Source organism: Maritalea sp. S77, from assembly GCF_049801075.1.
Taxonomy (GTDB): Bacteria; Pseudomonadota; Alphaproteobacteria; order Rhizobiales; family Devosiaceae; genus Maritalea.
The window spans coordinates 355726-371281 of the sequence record NZ_JBNAGG010000003.1 but is presented as its reverse complement, the minus strand read 5'-3'; the positions used below and the strand labels follow the sequence as shown (position 1 = coordinate 371281).

The following is a 15556-nucleotide window of genomic DNA, read 5'->3' as shown; positions in this document are numbered from 1 at the left end:
ACCATGCAAAAAAAAGCACCTAAGATCGACCCGAGCCTTGTGGCCGACTTTCCTCTCTTCCTCGATATGGAGAAAGAGGCGATTGCCGACATTTTGGAAAAGGGCACAGCCAAGCACTATAAAAAGGGCGATCATTTTTTTGATCAGTTCGAGCCAGCGACCCATTTCTTCTTGATGCTCGATGGCTATTTGGAGGTCAGCAAAACCACCGAGGATGGATCGCAAGTGATCATGCGCCATTTTGGCGTGGGGGAAATTTTTGGCGTAGCCCCGGCCATTGCCCAAAAACACTATCCGGCCACGTCCCGCGCGTTGGTCGATTGTGTTGCGATTTTGTGGGACAACAAATGCTGGGACACATTTTTGGTGGAGCAACCCCGCTTTATCCAAAATGCGTACAAGTCCATCGGCGAACGCTTGGCGCAATCACAAGAGCGCATTGTTGAAATGTCCACCGAGCAGGTGGAACGTCGCGTAGCCCATGCCGTGATGCGCCTCACCCATCAATGTGGGGTGAAAACTGAACAGGGCATTTTGATTGATTTCCCGGTTTCCCGGCAAGACATTGCGGAAATGACAGGCACCACCTTGCACACCGTTTCACGCTTGTTCAGCGCTTGGAGCGGCAAGGGCTTGATGCAAGTGGGACGGCAAAAAATCGAAGTGCTCGAAGCCCACAAATTGGCGCTCCTAGCCCAAGGTCATTAGGCCTTTGGCTTAATATCGTTTAGCCGAACCGTCGCGGGCCAAGGCCAACTCCTCCGCGAACTGGCCTTCGTCCAGATGATATTCTTCCGCCGCATCCACAATCGTGTGAAAGCTCGCAATGGGACATCCCACACAAGACATGCGGTTTTTCATAAACACAGAAACTGTAGCAGGCCAACGACGCATAATTTCGTCAAGGCTCATATCTGGATCAATTGCGCGTGGCGACTGCGATGAAAACATCATGAGACAAATCCCTTCATCTCATCACATTAAACATTGATTGCCGATACAACTTTGCGCCAGCGCAAATAACAATTAATCTAACCGCCGCCATGTACGGGCAAAATTGCGCCATTCACATAAGCCGCTTCCGGTTGTGCCAACCACCAGACCGCTTCGGCAATATCCATTGGCGTGGCCACACGACCCAGCGGATTGTTTTGCGCAATCATCGCCGGGCGCTCTGGGTTGCCCTGCGTCTGGTGAATTGGTGTATCGACCGTTCCTGCACGGACAGCATTTACGCGAATGCCATCTGGCCCAAGTTCCTTGGCCAACCCAATCGTCAAGCTCTCAAGCGCGCCTTTCGAAGCGGCGTAATGCACATATTCATTTGGGCTCCCCAAAAGTGCAGCAATCGAACTGATATTGACGATGGAGCCGCCGCTCCCTCCGAAAGATTGCCCCATGCTTCGTGCCGCCTGCTGCGCACAATAGGTCGCGCCATAAAAGTTGGTCTCGATCACTTTGTGCAATTGGTTTGGGGCAAGATCAACAAATTTGCTAGCACCACCGATAATGCCCGCATTATTGACCAGCACGTCAATCGCGCCAAATTGGCTTTTAACCGCGTCAAAAAGAGTGGAAACTTGTGCGGGATCGGCAATATCACATTGGTGGGCAACACAATGTGCACCCTCGGCTTCGCACAAGCGCACCAGTTCTTCAGCGCGCGCTTTGTCGCGCTGAAAACAGAAGACAATATTGAAACCGCGTGCAGCAAAAAGGGTGCAAAGTGCGGCACCGATTCCACCGGTGCCGCCTGTAATTAAAACTGTTTTATCCATCCACCATTTGTGTGGTGGCCGAACCTATTTGTCTAGGTCCAAAATCACCTTATTGGCCTCGCCTTTACCAACGGCTTCGAAGCCTTGGGCAAAATCTTCAAACGGCAAATGGTGCGAAATCACAGGGGTCACATCCAAGCCAGATTCCAGCATGGCCAACATTTTGTGCCAGGTTTCAAACATTTTGCGCCCATAAATTCCTTCAAGCGTGAGGCCTTTAAAGATCGCCTTGTTCAAATCCATTTCCACCTTGCCGGGGAAGAGGCCGAGCAGCGCCACACGGCCACCAGTGATCATGTGTTCAATCATCGAATCCATGGCAGGCGCCGCACCAGACATTTCAAGGCCAATATCAAAGCCTTCACGCATGCCCAATTCGCCCATCACGTCGCGTAGATTTTCTTTATCCGCACGCACGCCACGGGTTGCGCCCATCTTTTTCGCCAGAGCGAGCCGATCATCGTTCAAATCGGTCACAATGATATGCCGTGCCCCCACATGGCGGCACACCGCCGCAGCCATGCAGCCGATCGGCCCGGCACCAGTGATCAGCACATCTTCGCCCGACACATCAAAGGTCAGCGCCGTATTTACGGCATTGCCCAGTGGGTCGAGGATAGAGGCCACTTCGTCGCTGACACTGTCCGGCAAAGGCCGCACATTGGCTTCGGGAATGGCCACATAATCAGCAAATGCGCCGGGACGGTTGACCCCGATACCCTTGGTTTCCGCACAAATATGCGCCCGACCAGATTGGCAGTTCCGACATTTGCCACAAGGAATATGCCCTTCGCCCGACACGCGCTGCCCCACTTTGAGGCCCTGCACTTCATCGCCAACTTCTTCGATCAGGCCCATATATTCATGGCCGACCACCATGGGCACAGGCACCGTGTTTTGCGCCCATTGATCCCATTTCCAGATATGCATGTCCGTGCCGCAAATCGAGGCTTTCTTCACCTTGATCAACACATCATGCGGCCCCACCTCAGGTTTTTCCACCTCATGCAGTTCAAGGCCCGGTGCATCCTTTGCTTTCACCAATGCACGCATCAGATCACTCCCAATTCTTTGCCAGTTTGCTCGAAGGCGGCAATCGCCCGGTCCAAATCTTCCGTGGTGTGTGCGGCAGACATCTGGGTGCGGATCCGCGCCAACTCTTTCGGCACCACGGGGAAGGAAAATGCGGTCACATAAACGCCCAGCTCCAACATGCGCTTGGCGAATTTTTGCGCCAACACCGCATCATGCAGCATCACCGGGATAATCGCATGTTCGCCCGGCACAAGTTCAAAGCCCAATCCGGCCATTTTCTCGCGGAAATATTTCGCATTGTCGAACAGCTTTTCACGCAGCGCGGGGGATTGCTCCACAATATCCAACGCTTCCAAGGTCGCCGCCGCAATCATCGGTGGCAACGCATTAGAGAACAAATAAGGCCGTGCTTTTTGCCGCAACATGGTCACCAGCGGCTTCGCCCCGGCAATATAACCGCCCGCCGCACCGCCAAGTGCTTTGCCGAAGGTGCCTGAATACAGGTGCACGCGGTCTTCCACCCCATGATGGTGCGGGGTGCCTTGGCCGTTTGGTCCCATAAAGCCAACGGCGTGGCTATCGTCCACCATCACCAATGCATCATATTTTTCTGCCAAATCACAAATGCCCGGCAAATTGGCGATAATCCCGTCCATTGAGAACACCCCATCAGTCACGATCAAGCGGTGGCGGGCATCCTGCGCTGCCTTCAACTGTTCTTCCAGCGCGTCCATATCATTATTGGCATAGCGGAACCGCTGGGCCTTGCACAGCCGCACGCCATCAATAATTGAGGCATGGTTCAACGCATCAGAAATGATTGCATCTTCCGGCCCCAACAGCGCTTCAAAAACGCCCGCATTGGCATCAAAGCAGGCGATAAACAGGATCGCATCTTCGGTGCCCAAAAAGTTCGAGAGCCGCGCTTCCAGCTGTTGATGGATCGCCTGTGTGCCGCAGATAAAGCGCACCGACGCCATGCCAAAGCCTTCGCTCTCAATCGTCTCAATCGCCCGCTTTTCAAGGCGTTTATCATCGGCCAGGCCGAGATAATTATTGGCGCACATATTGAGCAATGGCACATCTTTGCCATCTTCACCACGCACGGTGATGTTGGCCGATTGTGGGCTGGTGATTCCATATTCGGATTTGAACAGCCCTTCTTCCCGCAATTGGGCCAGCGCCTGTTCGGTGTGTTGGATCAGCTTTTTCGACATAGTAGACAAATCTCTATATATTGGACTAAATCCAATATAGTGGAATTCGCATTCGCTGCCAACATCACGAAAGCAAGATTTTTCAAATTGTGATTGAGAGGTTTTTACGCCTCAACGCCAGACTAATGCTGCGGTTGCGCCACCACCAAGATCGCTTTGGCCGCGCCTTCGCCAATATTGCGAATCGTATGCGGCTGGTCAGCGCGATAACGCACCGTATCGCCCTCTTCAGCCTTAGCGCGCTGATCACCCGCCTCAATTTCCAACGTGCCCGCAAGGCAGGTAAGGTGTTCAAAAGTCCCAGAAGCATGAGGCTGAGATCGCAGTTCGCCGCCCGGTGCGGCGCCAAAATCATACCACTCAATCGGCATTGGCGTACGCGGCGGGTTCAACAAACGCACGGTACACAGCCCATCAGCGCTACCCTTTGATGGTGTAGAATATGCAGGGATATGCGTGATCATATGGTCGCTTGCGGTCTGCTCCCCGAGGGTCGACAAATCCAGCCCAAGCGATTGCGCCAAGTTCCACACCAAGGTGAAGGTGGGGTTCACCGCCCCGCGCTCAATCTGGCTCAGCATGGACTTTGAAACCCCGCACCGTTCCGCCAGCATTTCTAAGGTCAGCCCCTGCTCTTTTCGCGCTTTACGAACCATCTCTCCCAAATGTGGTGGTGGCATCAATGAACGCGACATGGGCAACCCTTTTTACTGTTTGAAACAAAAATACAATATAGCGGAAATTTGTTGGAAACAATGGTTCACCGGATTGGAGTTTTGTAAAATATCTATAAAACTCGCCTAGAATTATGGTGAAACTTTACAAAGTTACACTTTCTTATGGCGCCCGTGAAAAAGATTTGCCCGCAAACCGCTTCATTTCTAGGCCTTGCATCAGATTGAGAAAAGTTACACCTGCGACCTTTCGTCAAATGGGTCGAAATTCAAATTAATTATGTTATGATTCACATTGAGGTTTGCCCTCAGGGGATGAAAATGAGTTCGCGTAAAGACATACATAATTCGGACATACCTATTCTGTGTAAGTCCTGTGAGGCCCGGCACAAAGGCATTTGCGGTGCGCTTGAGCCTGACCAATTGGTCGAGCTGGCGCGACACACAAGGCAAGTACGCGCGAAATCAGGCGAAGAGCTGATTGGCGACACCGAAGAAGTCAAATCTTACGCCAATGTGATCTCTGGAGTGGTGAAGCTCACCAAGATGCTGGCCGATGGTCGGCAACAGGTGATCGGCCTGCAATTTGCGCCTGATTTTCTAGGTCGCCCTTTTGCTGAGGAAAGCCGACTAAGCGCTGAAGCGGCCTCCGGCGTCAACCTGTGCAAAATCCCCAAATCCGCCCTCGAGAGCATGATCAAGGCTTCCCCAGAATTGGAGCATCGATTGCTGATGCAAACGCTCAAGGAGCTTGACGAAGCGCGGGATTGGATGGTGACACTGGGCCGCAAAACCGCCTCTGAAAAAGTGGCGAGCTTTCTTTATCTGATCGCCAGCAATATTGATCCGTCAAAGGATATTGACGAGATCGACAGCATCAAGTTCGACCTGCCGCTCACCCGGGTGGACATTGCAGACTTTTTGGGACTGACCGTGGAAACAATTTCGCGTCAGCTCACCAAATTGCGCAAAGATGGGGTGATCGAAATTGAGAATAACCGCACGTTCTTTGTGCCCAATATCGAACGGCTGGAGGATCGCTGCGGCTAAAATAGCCGCGCCATCAATTCTTCTTCAGACAGGTCAGCAATGCAGATTTGCTTTTGCCGACTGGTATCCCCTTTCAGCACCTCAACAGCACTCGCGCGACACCCCAGTTTTTTCGCAATTAGTTTAACCACGGCCTTGTTGGCCTTGCCTTTTTCTGGCACGGCGCGCACCCGCACCACCAACTGCCCCTGCCCGTCCACATCGGCCACCACCTCGCCGATCTCATCGCGACTGGCATTTGGCGTGACCTTCAAAAACAATAAAAGCCCGGCGCGTGTTTCGCGCCAGGCTTTCAAATCCATCTCGGACATCGCGCTAACTAGAACGCGTATGGATAGAGATAAAGCACGATGACGCGTTGCAGCGCATAAATGCCAATAAACAGCACGATAGGTGAAATATCCAACCCACCGAAACTTGGCACCACACGCCGGATCGGGTCCAAAACAGGCTTGGTAAGCCCATCAACAATCCGCCAGATCGTGGCCACAAACTGGTTTGAATAGTTGATCACATTAAACTGCAACAACCAGCTCATCACGATCATAATGATCGCTACCCACCAATAAAGGTTGAGCACGAGCATAATAATTTCCAACAAAACCCGCATAGATGTCTCCGCTTTGCGCTTATTCTCTTCTTATGTAGCCATTTGCATCGCACATCACAAGAGTTTGCGCTTTTCTGCTCCAATTCAAGGTAAACAGCGCCAGAAAATAATAAAACCCGCGCCGCCGATGGAGCGGTGACGCGGGTTTGAACTTCAAATACCTAGACGGAATACGCAAAACCAAATTCCCGTCATACCAACTAGATTGCACAATCCGTGCCAAACTGGCGCGGACAAGACTACATCAACATATAGGGGTAACGCGCCAATTTAACCCACTAAAGCAGGCGATTTTATGAATGGCGGTTAAGGTTTAGGCGCAATGAGTTCGCGAAATGAATTGCAAAATGCAAACTTGCTTTGCAATCTGCGCTACTTGATTTTAGCGGCATGGCGCACTTCAGCCCGCAACATGGTGCGCTCCCGCGCAGAAACGCCAATCAATTCGGCCACGCGCCAAACCATATTATCTTCCAGCTCATGATTGTGCTGATCAACAAAAACAACCTGCCACATCATATTGATGATGGCGTGTTTCTCTTCCACTTCCAGCTGGTTCAAAACCGAGGTGAAAGCATAAAGATCAACGGCATCATTGCTTTGCTCAATGGCCATTTGCATCAAGCTTTTCACCTCTTGCGGGCTCAACCCATAATAGGATTGCAACGTGTTTTTGATGGCCTGCTTCTCGTCGTCGCTGCTTTCGCCATCGACTGCAGATAAATGCACCAGCAATGCCGCAACGCAAAGCTTGGGTTCCATTGTGGACATGTCTGCTTGCTTCTTCGCAGAGAACAATTTTGTGATGGCATCAAACATAGTCTTGCGTCTTCCTTCCATGCGAGTCACTAAAAGGGTAAAATATTTCGGCAGGAAAGGGAATTCCCCTTTCGCGCCAATCCATTTACCCCCAATGCGGATCGGGCCAATATGTTACGCATAACCCTCGCTATCGGTGCATTTCTTTTTTTAATGTCAGAAATCATGCGCTTTGTCGCCCATGAATTTGATTCGGCCAATGCAGGGGTGCAACTGCTGGCGGCGCTGTTGCTGTCGGTTGGATTTTTGGCCGTGGCGTTTGGGCCGGAAAACAGCAAACTCAAACGCAATGCCGGATTCATGTGGGTATTGAGCTGTTTCCTGCTGGCCTTTTTTGCATTTGATCTGTTGGGCTATGGTCGCACCAGCTTATTTCTACACCATGATAATGCGCTATTTTGGGCCACCCACATCGGACTCATGCTGAGCGCAACAGCATTAGCCGTGGCCCATTGGCAGACCCGCGAAATGCAGGGTTGGCACTATGCGCCGCTGATTTTAGCGGTGGGTACGGCCCTCTTTTCAGTGAGCCGCATGTTGGGCCTGCCGCTCAACTGGCAATTTGCAACAAGTGTTTTGTGGAGCCTGAGCCTTCTTTATGTCGCGTTCAATCGCTTGAATGATCGCGCCCGCTAGAAACCAGAGCTAAACCAACTTTTCGATCGCGTTGGCCAACTCTATGTCTTTTTCGGACAGGCCATTGGCGTCATGAGTCGTCAATAGGATCGACACTTTGTTGTAAACGTTAAACCATTCAGGATGGTGATTGTGCTTCTCCGCCAAAATGGCCACTGAGCTCATAAAGCCAAAGGCCTGCACAAAATCGTCAAATTTGAATTCGCGCTCAATGCCGTTTTTCACTGGGTTAAACACCCAATCTGGCAATTGGCTTAAGGCCTTTTCCCGACCTTCAATATCTAATGGCTCAACCATAAAACTCCCTATTCTTTATCCTGCGCTGGGCGCGGCCTATCCTCCTCATCTTCTAGGATACGCATCGCCGCTCCATCCAGATCCTCATATTGGCCGCTTTTTAAAGACCACAAAAATGCGCCTAAGGCCAGCATGCCAATAACAAGAACAACCGGGATAAGGATGAGAAGAGGAGTCATTCAGCAGCCACCGCTTTGATTTGAGGCGCATTTGTAGAATGCGTCGGAAGGGATTTGGTTCCATCTTGCTGCCCCAAACGCAGGCGCAGCGCATTTAAGGTTACAATAACCGAGGAAGAGGACATCGCCAAGGAGGCCAATAAGGGTGTGGCATAGCCCATCACCGCCAGCGGAATCGCCACCGCATTATAACATAGCGCCAAGCCGAAATTTTGCTTCACAGCCCGCGCCGCGCGCTTCGACATTTGCAAAGCAAAATTCACATCGGCCAAGCGATTGTGCGTGAAAATAAAGTCCGCCGCATTGCGGCCAACATCAGCAGCGCTCGACGGCGCCATAGACACATGCGCTGCGCGGAGGGCCGGCGCATCATTGATGCCGTCGCCAACCATCAGCACTTTCTCATCGCCTTCGCCTGCCGCTTTAATGGCTTCAACCTTTTGGTCCGGTGTTAGTGCACCATGGGCATTGTCCACATTCAATGTGCGAGCAACGCTGGCGACCACTTGTTTCCGATCACCAGAGAAGATCGCCAAATCATACCCGTTTGATTTGAGTTGGGCCAAAGCCGCCTGCGCATCAGGGCGCAGCATATCTTCAAACCCAAACCCGGCAACCATTTTGCCGTCACAGGAGAGATAAACTTCGCTTTGCGCCGCATCCGACCCTTCATAAGTAGGATCACAAAAATCAGCCCGACCCCAGCGCCATTCCTGCCCATCAATTTTGGCTTTCACGCCTGCACCCGGCACTTCCTCCGCATCTGCCAAGGGCAAAACATTGCGCCCGTTATAGGCCCGTGCAAAGGCTTTGGAAAAAGGATGCCGCGACAATTGCGCCAACTGCAAGGCGCGATCAATTTGCGTGCCATCACCAAAGATTTGCCCATTTAAGATTGGCGTGCCCATGGTCAATGTGCCCGTTTTATCAAAGGCCACTTTGCTGATCTGCGCCAACCGCTCCAGCGCAGCGCCATCCTTCATCATCACCCCGCGCTCAAACAAGCGCCCCGCTGCAACCACATGCACAATGGGCACCGCCAACGCCAAGGCGCAAGGGCAAGTGATGATCAACACCGCTATCGCGGTCACTGTGGCATGGTACCAATCACCATCATAAAGCCCCCACCCAATAAAGGTGAACAAGGCCAACAAATGCACAAACGGCGCATAGATTTCGGCGGCCCGGTCGGCAATGCGCTTATAGCCTGCGCGGCTGCCTTCAGCTGAATCCATCAACTCAATCATCCGCGCCAAAAAGCTTTGATGCGCTGCTTTTTCAACTTCGATTTTCAGCACACCAGATAGGTTGGTCGCACCGCCCAAAACGGCTGAGTCTTTGCCGCATAATTCTGGCACGGTTTCACCCGTAACCAGCGACATATCCAACTCGCTTTTGCCCTCAATCACGCGGCCATCGACCGGTATGCGCTCACCCGCTGCAACCTCCAGCACCATGCCAACCTGAATATCGTTGAGCTTGATAAATTCTCGCTGCCCGTCGGGCAAAATCTGCACTGCACCTTTGGGTGCCAAAGAGGCCAATGAACGCACGGCCGAACGCGCACGCTCCCGCATCACATGGTCCAAAGTGCGGCCAATCAACAAAAAGAACAACAAGGTCACAGAGGCATCAAAATAGGCATATTCGCCTGAATTGACGGTTTCAAACAGGCTAAGCCCCAGCGCCAACAGCACCGCCAGTGAAATCGGCACATCCATATTCAGCCGACCATGCCGCAATGCGCCCCATGCCGATTTGAAAAACACCTGACCGGAGAAAAATACCGTCGGCACCGCAATAAGCGCCGAAACCCAATGGAACAGATCGCGCGTGCTTTCATTGGCGCCTGACCAAATCGACACCGAAAACAGCATGATGTTCATGGCAGCAAAGCCTGCCACCGCCAACGCCAAGATCAGCCTGGAAAGGCTTTTATCTTTACGCGCTTCATCCACATCGAGCAGAAAGCTACGATAGCCCGCGCGGCCAATCGCGGTCACCAAATCCATAGGCGGCGTTTCGCGGCTGGCATTGAAAATGACCTTCACCCGCTTGGTCGACATGTTCACCCGGGCAGACTTGACCATTTCAAGTCCGTTCAGCTCGGTCTCGATGGATTTGATGCAGGCCGCGCAGTGCATGTCGGGCACACCAAATTCCACCTGAAATTGCCCATCGCCCAAATCTGCCGCCGCGGCAATAATCGCTTCGTTGCTTATATTGTGGTCGCCTTCATCGATCATTTGAGATCCGGCTTCCACACCCGGTGCACAACAGGTCATTTGCGTCTATTCCACTATAAACCGTTCGCGATAAACAAACGGAATATCGTTGCTGGTGGTCAGTTGCACTTCAATGTCCCAAGCGCCAGAGGCCAGCGCATGATCCACAACAAAGTCGCCATTCGCATCTGGCAGCAAGGTCACCATATGGTCGTCGCGCTCATGACTTGGGCGGCGCAACATGGCTTCAGCCTGTGTTGCATCCACCGGCGCGCCTTTTGCGTCCAACAAGCGATAACGCAACACATCGCCACCCACGTCCAAGCTGGGCGACCAGCCCAATGCGTCCTGCGCCCGATTGGCCGCAAGTTTTTCATTGTAGTGCTGGCTGGCGACATATGAGTTTTTCACCACAAGACCAGTCCAGCTGCTCGTGGCAAAATAGGCCATGATCAAATTCACGGTGATGATGGTGCCGAAAAACAGCCCAATCACCATCAACATGTGCTTGCCCGTAAATTCTTTCGGCTTTTGCGGGTTGGACATTGATTGCTCCATCATCTCTACTCCTGCGGCATTTCAAATTTGACAGTTTCGCGAGAGCTCTCCTCGCCAAACACATCCGTCACCACGAAATCAAACCGTACAGGATTCCCATCCAATTGTTGAGGCATTGCCCGCACATAAACCCGCAAAGGCAGCACCCGATCTGGCTCCACATCCAAAACAATGGATTTTTGTGGCTCATCCACCGAGCTGGCAAGAATCATCTCGCCGCCGGGCAAATTCTCAAGCGACAAGCGGATAGTGCGCGGCTCTGGTGTCATGTTCAAGACTTTCACATCATAGCCATTGCGCACCGCACCGTCTGACAGCATCACATAAAGTGGGTTCCGGTCATGCTGGACATTCACGTCCAACCGATCCCGCAGGGACAAGGCCACCAACATCGCCACGCCAATCGCTGCCCAGAAGCAGAAATATACCAGCGTGCGCCAACGAACAATCGAACGCCAATTGGTGCGCCGCACCCGGTCCAGCAAATTGCCCTTATCGTCCCGCACCTTTGTGGGGTCAATTGTGGCGGACCCGCTGGTCGCCAACTGCATATTCTCATTATAATCATTGAGCGTGGTGTAAGAGATCAAGCCTTGCTCGCGCCCCAGCTTGTCCATCACATTGTCACACGCATCAATGCACAAAGCGCAGGTGATACATTCAAGCTGCTGCCCATCGCGAATATCAATCCCCATGGGGCACACGGCCACACAGGCATTGCAATCCACGCAATCGCCAATCGGAATGCCTTCCTTAATCGCTTTTTTGGAATGCTTGGTGCGGGGTTCACCGCGCCAATCATTATAGGTCACGGTCAGCGAATGTTCGTCCAACATCGCGCCCTGAATCCGCGGCCATGGGCACATATAAGTGCAGACTTGCTCGCGCATCAGACCACCAAAAGTGTAAGTGGTGGCGGTCAGGATCAAAATGGTGAAATAAGCCACCATCGGCGCGTCAAAATGGATCACATCCATAAACAAGGTCGGCGCATCAGCAAAATAGAATATCCAAGCGCCGCCTGTGGCCACGCCGATCAGCAGCCAGGTGCCATGTTTCGCCACCCGCCGCCAAATCTTATTGAACGACCAAGGGGCGCTATCCAACTTCATGCGTTGGTTGCGGTCGCCTTCAAAAAAGCGCTCCACCACCAAAAACAAATCCACCCACACGGTTTGCGGGCAGGTATAGCCACACCAGGCACGGCCCACCGTGGAGGTGATCAAAAACAGCCCTACCCCGGCCATCACCAACAGGCCAGCCACATAATAAAATTCCTGCGGCCAAATCTCGATAAAGAAGAAATAGAATCGGCGATTGGCCAAATCCACCAGCACCGCTTGGTCTGGCGCATATTCGCCACGGTCAAACCGCAGCCATGGGGTGATGTAATAAATCCCCAAAGTCACGATCATGATCAGCCATTTCAAACGGCGGAAATTGCCGCTGGCGCGCTTTGGAAAAATCTTCTTCCGCGCAGCATAAAGCGGCGGGCGTTTGCCCGCTCGGTTGACCGCTTCTACGTCAAAATCTTCGACGTGGGTGTCCCCTTGGGAGGAGCTAATATCTGTCATGCTAAATGATCCCTATCCATCGCATTGGATCTAAGACTAGATTATTCCAACCAACCAATTGTTGATATGGGTCAATTCCCCTCGCGACAATTTGTCAGCCTCGGAACAAACATGGCGCTCACCAAATTATGATTGTGAGCCCCAGCGACCGCCCGCTATAGTTTCAATCAATTCCTTGCAAAAATATGGTGACCATCATGGCAGATCCGAAAACCTATAAAAAGACCCAAGACGCACTGGAAAAACTGAACGAAGAACAGTTTTACGTGACGCAGAAAAATGGCACCGAACGCCCATTCCAAAATGAATATTGGGACCATAATGAAAAAGGCATCTATGTGGACATTGTCTCCGGCGAGCCTTTGTTCGTATCAGCCGACAAATTTGATTCTGGCTGTGGTTGGCCCAGCTTCTCCCGCCCCATCAACCCCGATTGGGTGAAAGAACATACCGACACCAGCCACGGCATGGTGCGCACCGAGGTTCGCTCCCACCATGGCGACAGTCATTTGGGCCATGTGTTCAATGATGGCCCGGCCGAAATGGGCGGCCTGCGCTACTGCATCAACTCCGCCTCCCTCCGCTTCATCCCCTCTTCCCAAATGGAAGAAGAAGGCTATGGTGAATATTTAGAACTCATCGAGGGATAGGGAAACATTATGAGCAATAAGGCGATCAGTCTTACTGAAAAATTCGCGACATTTTCTGAACATTGGTCGCCCAAAATTGTGGCGCAGCTTAATGATTATGATGTGCTGATCGCCAAGGTGGAAGGCGAGTTTAACTGGCACAACCATCCTGATACCGACGAAATGTTTATGGTGATCGAAGGGGAAATCACCATTGAAATGAAGGATGGGGACGTCACGCTCGGCCCCGGCGAAATGTATGTGGTGCCCAAAGGCAAAGACCATCGCCCAGTGGCCAAAAAAGAGGCCAAGATTATGCTGATTGAGCCACAAGGCGTGCCGAACACGGGCGACCCAGCCACCGCCAAAACAAAAGAATGGCGCTAACCCTCTTGTCTTAAAACAGTGGCCGATCATAATAGGCTCAAGACCCGTCCGTCAGCCAAGGCTTTTCCATGCCCCATAGCTTTCAATTTGCCCTGATCTTATTTGGCATTATGGGATTTGCCCTGTTTGTGCGCCCCATCCAAAAATCGTGGATCACCCTGCCGATCTTTTTCGCAGGGCTGGGGCTAGGCTTAGGGCCAGCGGGCTTGGGCGTGATTGACCTTAATATTGATGACAGTACCATCCACACGGTGGCAGAAATCACGCTGATTCTCACCCTGTTTCTCGATGCCTCCAAAATCCGGCTGCGCAACCTCAAGGCGCATTATGCGCTGCCAACACGTATGTTGCTGATCGGGATGCCGTTGACCATTTTGATGGGCGCAGCCATGATCTTGCTGCTGGCGCCAGATTTGCCGTGGGCAATGGCGCTGCTGACGGCGGCCATCCTCACCCCAACCGATGCAGCGCTAGCGCAACCAATTCTTGCGGATAAGGACGTGCCCACCCGCATTTCAGAAGCGATCAATGTGGAAAGCGGCTTGAATGACGGGCTGGCCCTGCCCGTGGTGGTGTTTGCCGCCCTGCTGATGGCCAATGAGGCCACCAGCAATATCAGCCTCACGCCCCTCGCCATCGGCCAATTTGTAGGTGCGCAAATCATATTTGGCCCCTTGGCTGGCATCGCAATTGGCTTTGTCGGCGCAAAATTGCTCGATATGGCCACCCACCATAAATTCACCCAGCCCATATATGAAGGCATCTTCTTCCTCAGTGTCGGGCTGGCGGCCTTTTTCGGTGCGGAAAGCATTGGCGGCAATGGCTTTATCGCGGCCTTTGTGGCGGGCCTGACATTCGGCAATGCCAAGAAAACTAACCACAAATTCATCACCGAATTTTTGGAAGGCGAAAGCACCTTTTTGTCTATCCTCACCTTTATGATCTTTGGCGCAGTGCTCGCACCCGTTGGCTTGGCCCATGCCAATTGGACCACAGTGCTGATCGCCGTCGGCTTTTTGACCATTGTGCGCATGATCCCAATCGCCATCAGCCTATTTGGTGAAAAACTGCACTTTTATGAGCGCTTTATTTTGGGCTGGTTTGGCCCAAAGGGATTGGCCTCCATCCTATTCGCCCTGTTCGTGGCGGAGCAATATGAACTGCCCCACATTGATGAAATGCTGGCCTGCACCGTGCTGACGGTTGGCCTATCCATTCTGGTCCATGGGCTAAGCGCCAAGCCCCTAGCCCACCATTTTGAAAAAACCATGCAGAAAGTCAAAAATAAATGAACAAATGGTTCGCCCCCATCACCCTTGAAGCCGACACCGCAAAATTGGTGCCGCTAAGCCCTGATCATTTGGCCGAGTTGCAAGAAGCCTCTGCCGAGGGCGAGCTTTATAAGCTTTGGTACACAGGCGTTGCCGCGCCGGACAAGATGGAAGCGGAGATTGAACGCCGCCTAAAGATGCAGGAAGAAGGGCAAATTATTGCCTTCAGCGTGGTCGACAAGCGGGTGAACAAGGTGATTGGGCAAACCACCTATTTCCGGCTGGATAAGCCAAATCACCGCGCCGAAATCGGCGCCACCTGGTATGCCAAATCGGCCCAGCGTTCGCCCATCAACACCGAATGTAAAATGCTGCTGCTTGGCCATGCGTTTGAGGACATTAAAGTGAATGCGGTTGAATTCCGCACCCACCATTTGAACCATCAAAGTCGCCGCGCCATTGAACGGTTGGGCGCGCGCTTGGACGGGATTTTGCGCAACCATGTAGTGATGCCAAATGGCACGCTGCGCGATAGCGTGATCTATTCCATTTTGCCCCATGAATGGCCCGCCATTAAAACCAATTTGCAATGGCAATTGGATAAGCCGCGCTACTAG

General features: G+C 52.4%; 20 protein-coding genes. 7 read left to right on the top strand and 13 right to left on the bottom strand.

Features of this window, described 5'->3' with window-relative positions:
- Positions 1-3 precede the first annotated feature (3 nt).
- Positions 4-708: a Crp/Fnr family transcriptional regulator gene (locus tag ACP15Y_RS12650; protein ID WP_424983453.1), complete on the top strand. Its 705-nt coding sequence runs from the start codon at positions 4-6 to the stop codon at positions 706-708.
- 9 nt (positions 709-717) lie between these two features.
- Here ACP15Y_RS12650 and ACP15Y_RS12645 read toward each other — a convergent pair whose 3' ends face one another.
- From ACP15Y_RS12645 to ACP15Y_RS12625, 5 genes are all read right to left on the bottom strand, one after another.
- Positions 718-954, bottom strand: a complete 237-nt coding sequence (locus tag ACP15Y_RS12645; protein ID WP_424983452.1) for a DUF1858 domain-containing protein — start codon at positions 952-954, stop codon at positions 718-720.
- A 77-nt stretch (positions 955-1031) separates the two neighbouring features.
- Positions 1032-1778, bottom strand: coding sequence for an SDR family oxidoreductase (locus ACP15Y_RS12640; protein ID WP_424983451.1), 747 nt, complete (start codon positions 1776-1778; stop codon positions 1032-1034).
- Between the two features lie 24 nt (positions 1779-1802).
- The gene (gene tdh, locus ACP15Y_RS12635) at positions 1803-2831 is read right to left on the bottom strand and encodes an L-threonine 3-dehydrogenase (RefSeq protein ID WP_424983450.1); all 1029 of its coding nucleotides are present in this window, start codon (positions 2829-2831) and stop codon (positions 1803-1805) included.
- Positions 2831-4030 (bottom strand): glycine C-acetyltransferase, encoded by a 1200-nt coding sequence (locus ACP15Y_RS12630; protein ID WP_424983449.1) that lies wholly within the window; start codon positions 4028-4030, stop codon positions 2831-2833. The genes tdh and ACP15Y_RS12630 overlap by 1 nt, the downstream gene beginning before the upstream one ends.
- A 122-nt stretch (positions 4031-4152) precedes the next feature.
- Positions 4153-4725, bottom strand: coding sequence for a helix-turn-helix domain-containing protein (locus tag ACP15Y_RS12625; protein WP_424983448.1), 573 nt, complete (start codon positions 4723-4725; stop codon positions 4153-4155).
- 300 nt (positions 4726-5025) lie between these two features.
- Here ACP15Y_RS12625 and ACP15Y_RS12620 point away from each other — a divergent pair, with 300 nt between their 5' ends.
- Entirely contained in the window at positions 5026-5754 is a 729-nt protein-coding gene (locus ACP15Y_RS12620; RefSeq protein ID WP_424983447.1) for a Crp/Fnr family transcriptional regulator, read from the top strand.
- Here ACP15Y_RS12620 and ACP15Y_RS12615 read toward each other — a convergent pair.
- From ACP15Y_RS12615 to ACP15Y_RS12605, 3 genes are all read right to left on the bottom strand, one after another.
- On the bottom strand, positions 5751-6056 hold the full coding sequence (locus ACP15Y_RS12615; RefSeq protein ID WP_424983446.1) for a DUF167 domain-containing protein: 306 nt from the start codon (positions 6054-6056) through the stop codon (positions 5751-5753). The two genes, ACP15Y_RS12620 and ACP15Y_RS12615, sit on opposite strands and share 4 nt — an antisense overlap.
- 17 nt (positions 6057-6073) lie before the next feature.
- Positions 6074-6364, bottom strand: a complete 291-nt coding sequence (locus ACP15Y_RS12610; RefSeq protein ID WP_424983445.1) for a YggT family protein — start codon at positions 6362-6364, stop codon at positions 6074-6076.
- A gap of 372 nt (positions 6365-6736) precedes the next feature.
- Complete coding sequence (locus ACP15Y_RS12605) at positions 6737-7183, bottom strand: TerB family tellurite resistance protein (RefSeq protein WP_424983444.1); 447 nt, start codon at positions 7181-7183, stop codon at positions 6737-6739.
- A gap of 153 nt (positions 7184-7336) precedes the next feature.
- Here ACP15Y_RS12605 and ACP15Y_RS12600 point away from each other — a divergent pair, with 153 nt between their 5' ends.
- Positions 7337-7819 carry a hypothetical protein gene (locus ACP15Y_RS12600; RefSeq protein ID WP_424983443.1) on the top strand — a complete coding sequence of 161 codons (483 nt, stop codon included), beginning with the start codon at positions 7337-7339 and terminating at the stop codon, positions 7817-7819.
- A 9-nt stretch (positions 7820-7828) separates the two neighbouring features.
- Here the strand turns inward: ACP15Y_RS12600 and ACP15Y_RS12595 are convergent, their stop codons facing one another.
- From ACP15Y_RS12595 to ccoG, 5 genes are read right to left on the bottom strand one after another with little or no spacing between them, the layout of a single operon-like run.
- Complete coding sequence (locus ACP15Y_RS12595) at positions 7829-8116, bottom strand: 4a-hydroxytetrahydrobiopterin dehydratase (protein WP_424983442.1); 288 nt, start codon at positions 8114-8116, stop codon at positions 7829-7831.
- An 8-nt stretch (positions 8117-8124) separates the two neighbouring features.
- Complete coding sequence (gene ccoS / locus ACP15Y_RS12590; protein ID WP_424983441.1) at positions 8125-8295, bottom strand: cbb3-type cytochrome oxidase assembly protein CcoS; 171 nt, start codon at positions 8293-8295, stop codon at positions 8125-8127.
- Positions 8292-10580 (bottom strand): heavy metal translocating P-type ATPase, encoded by a 2289-nt coding sequence (locus tag ACP15Y_RS12585; RefSeq protein ID WP_424983440.1) that lies wholly within the window; start codon positions 10578-10580, stop codon positions 8292-8294. Before ACP15Y_RS12585 ends, ccoS begins: the two co-directional genes overlap by 4 nt.
- 6 nt (positions 10581-10586) lie before the next feature.
- Complete coding sequence (locus ACP15Y_RS12580; RefSeq protein ID WP_424983439.1) at positions 10587-11081, bottom strand: FixH family protein; 495 nt, start codon at positions 11079-11081, stop codon at positions 10587-10589.
- A gap of 2 nt (positions 11082-11083) precedes the next feature.
- Positions 11084-12652: a cytochrome c oxidase accessory protein CcoG gene (ccoG, locus tag ACP15Y_RS12575; protein ID WP_424983438.1), complete on the bottom strand. Its 1569-nt coding sequence runs from the start codon at positions 12650-12652 to the stop codon at positions 11084-11086.
- A gap of 197 nt (positions 12653-12849) precedes the next feature.
- Here ccoG and msrB point away from each other — a divergent pair, with 197 nt between their 5' ends.
- The 4 genes from msrB to ACP15Y_RS12555 all read left to right on the top strand — a co-directional run bounded on the left by msrB (position 12850) and on the right by ACP15Y_RS12555 (position 15556).
- Complete coding sequence (msrB, locus tag ACP15Y_RS12570) at positions 12850-13302, top strand: peptide-methionine (R)-S-oxide reductase MsrB (RefSeq protein WP_424983437.1); 453 nt, start codon at positions 12850-12852, stop codon at positions 13300-13302.
- 9 nt (positions 13303-13311) lie between these two features.
- Positions 13312-13668 (top strand): cupin domain-containing protein, encoded by a 357-nt coding sequence (locus ACP15Y_RS12565; RefSeq protein WP_424983436.1) that lies wholly within the window; start codon positions 13312-13314, stop codon positions 13666-13668.
- A 68-nt stretch (positions 13669-13736) separates the two neighbouring features.
- Positions 13737-14960, top strand: a complete 1224-nt coding sequence (locus tag ACP15Y_RS12560; protein ID WP_424983435.1) for a cation:proton antiporter — start codon at positions 13737-13739, stop codon at positions 14958-14960.
- Positions 14957-15556: a GNAT family N-acetyltransferase gene (locus ACP15Y_RS12555; protein WP_424983434.1), complete on the top strand. Its 600-nt coding sequence runs from the start codon at positions 14957-14959 to the stop codon at positions 15554-15556. Before ACP15Y_RS12560 ends, ACP15Y_RS12555 begins: the two co-directional genes overlap by 4 nt.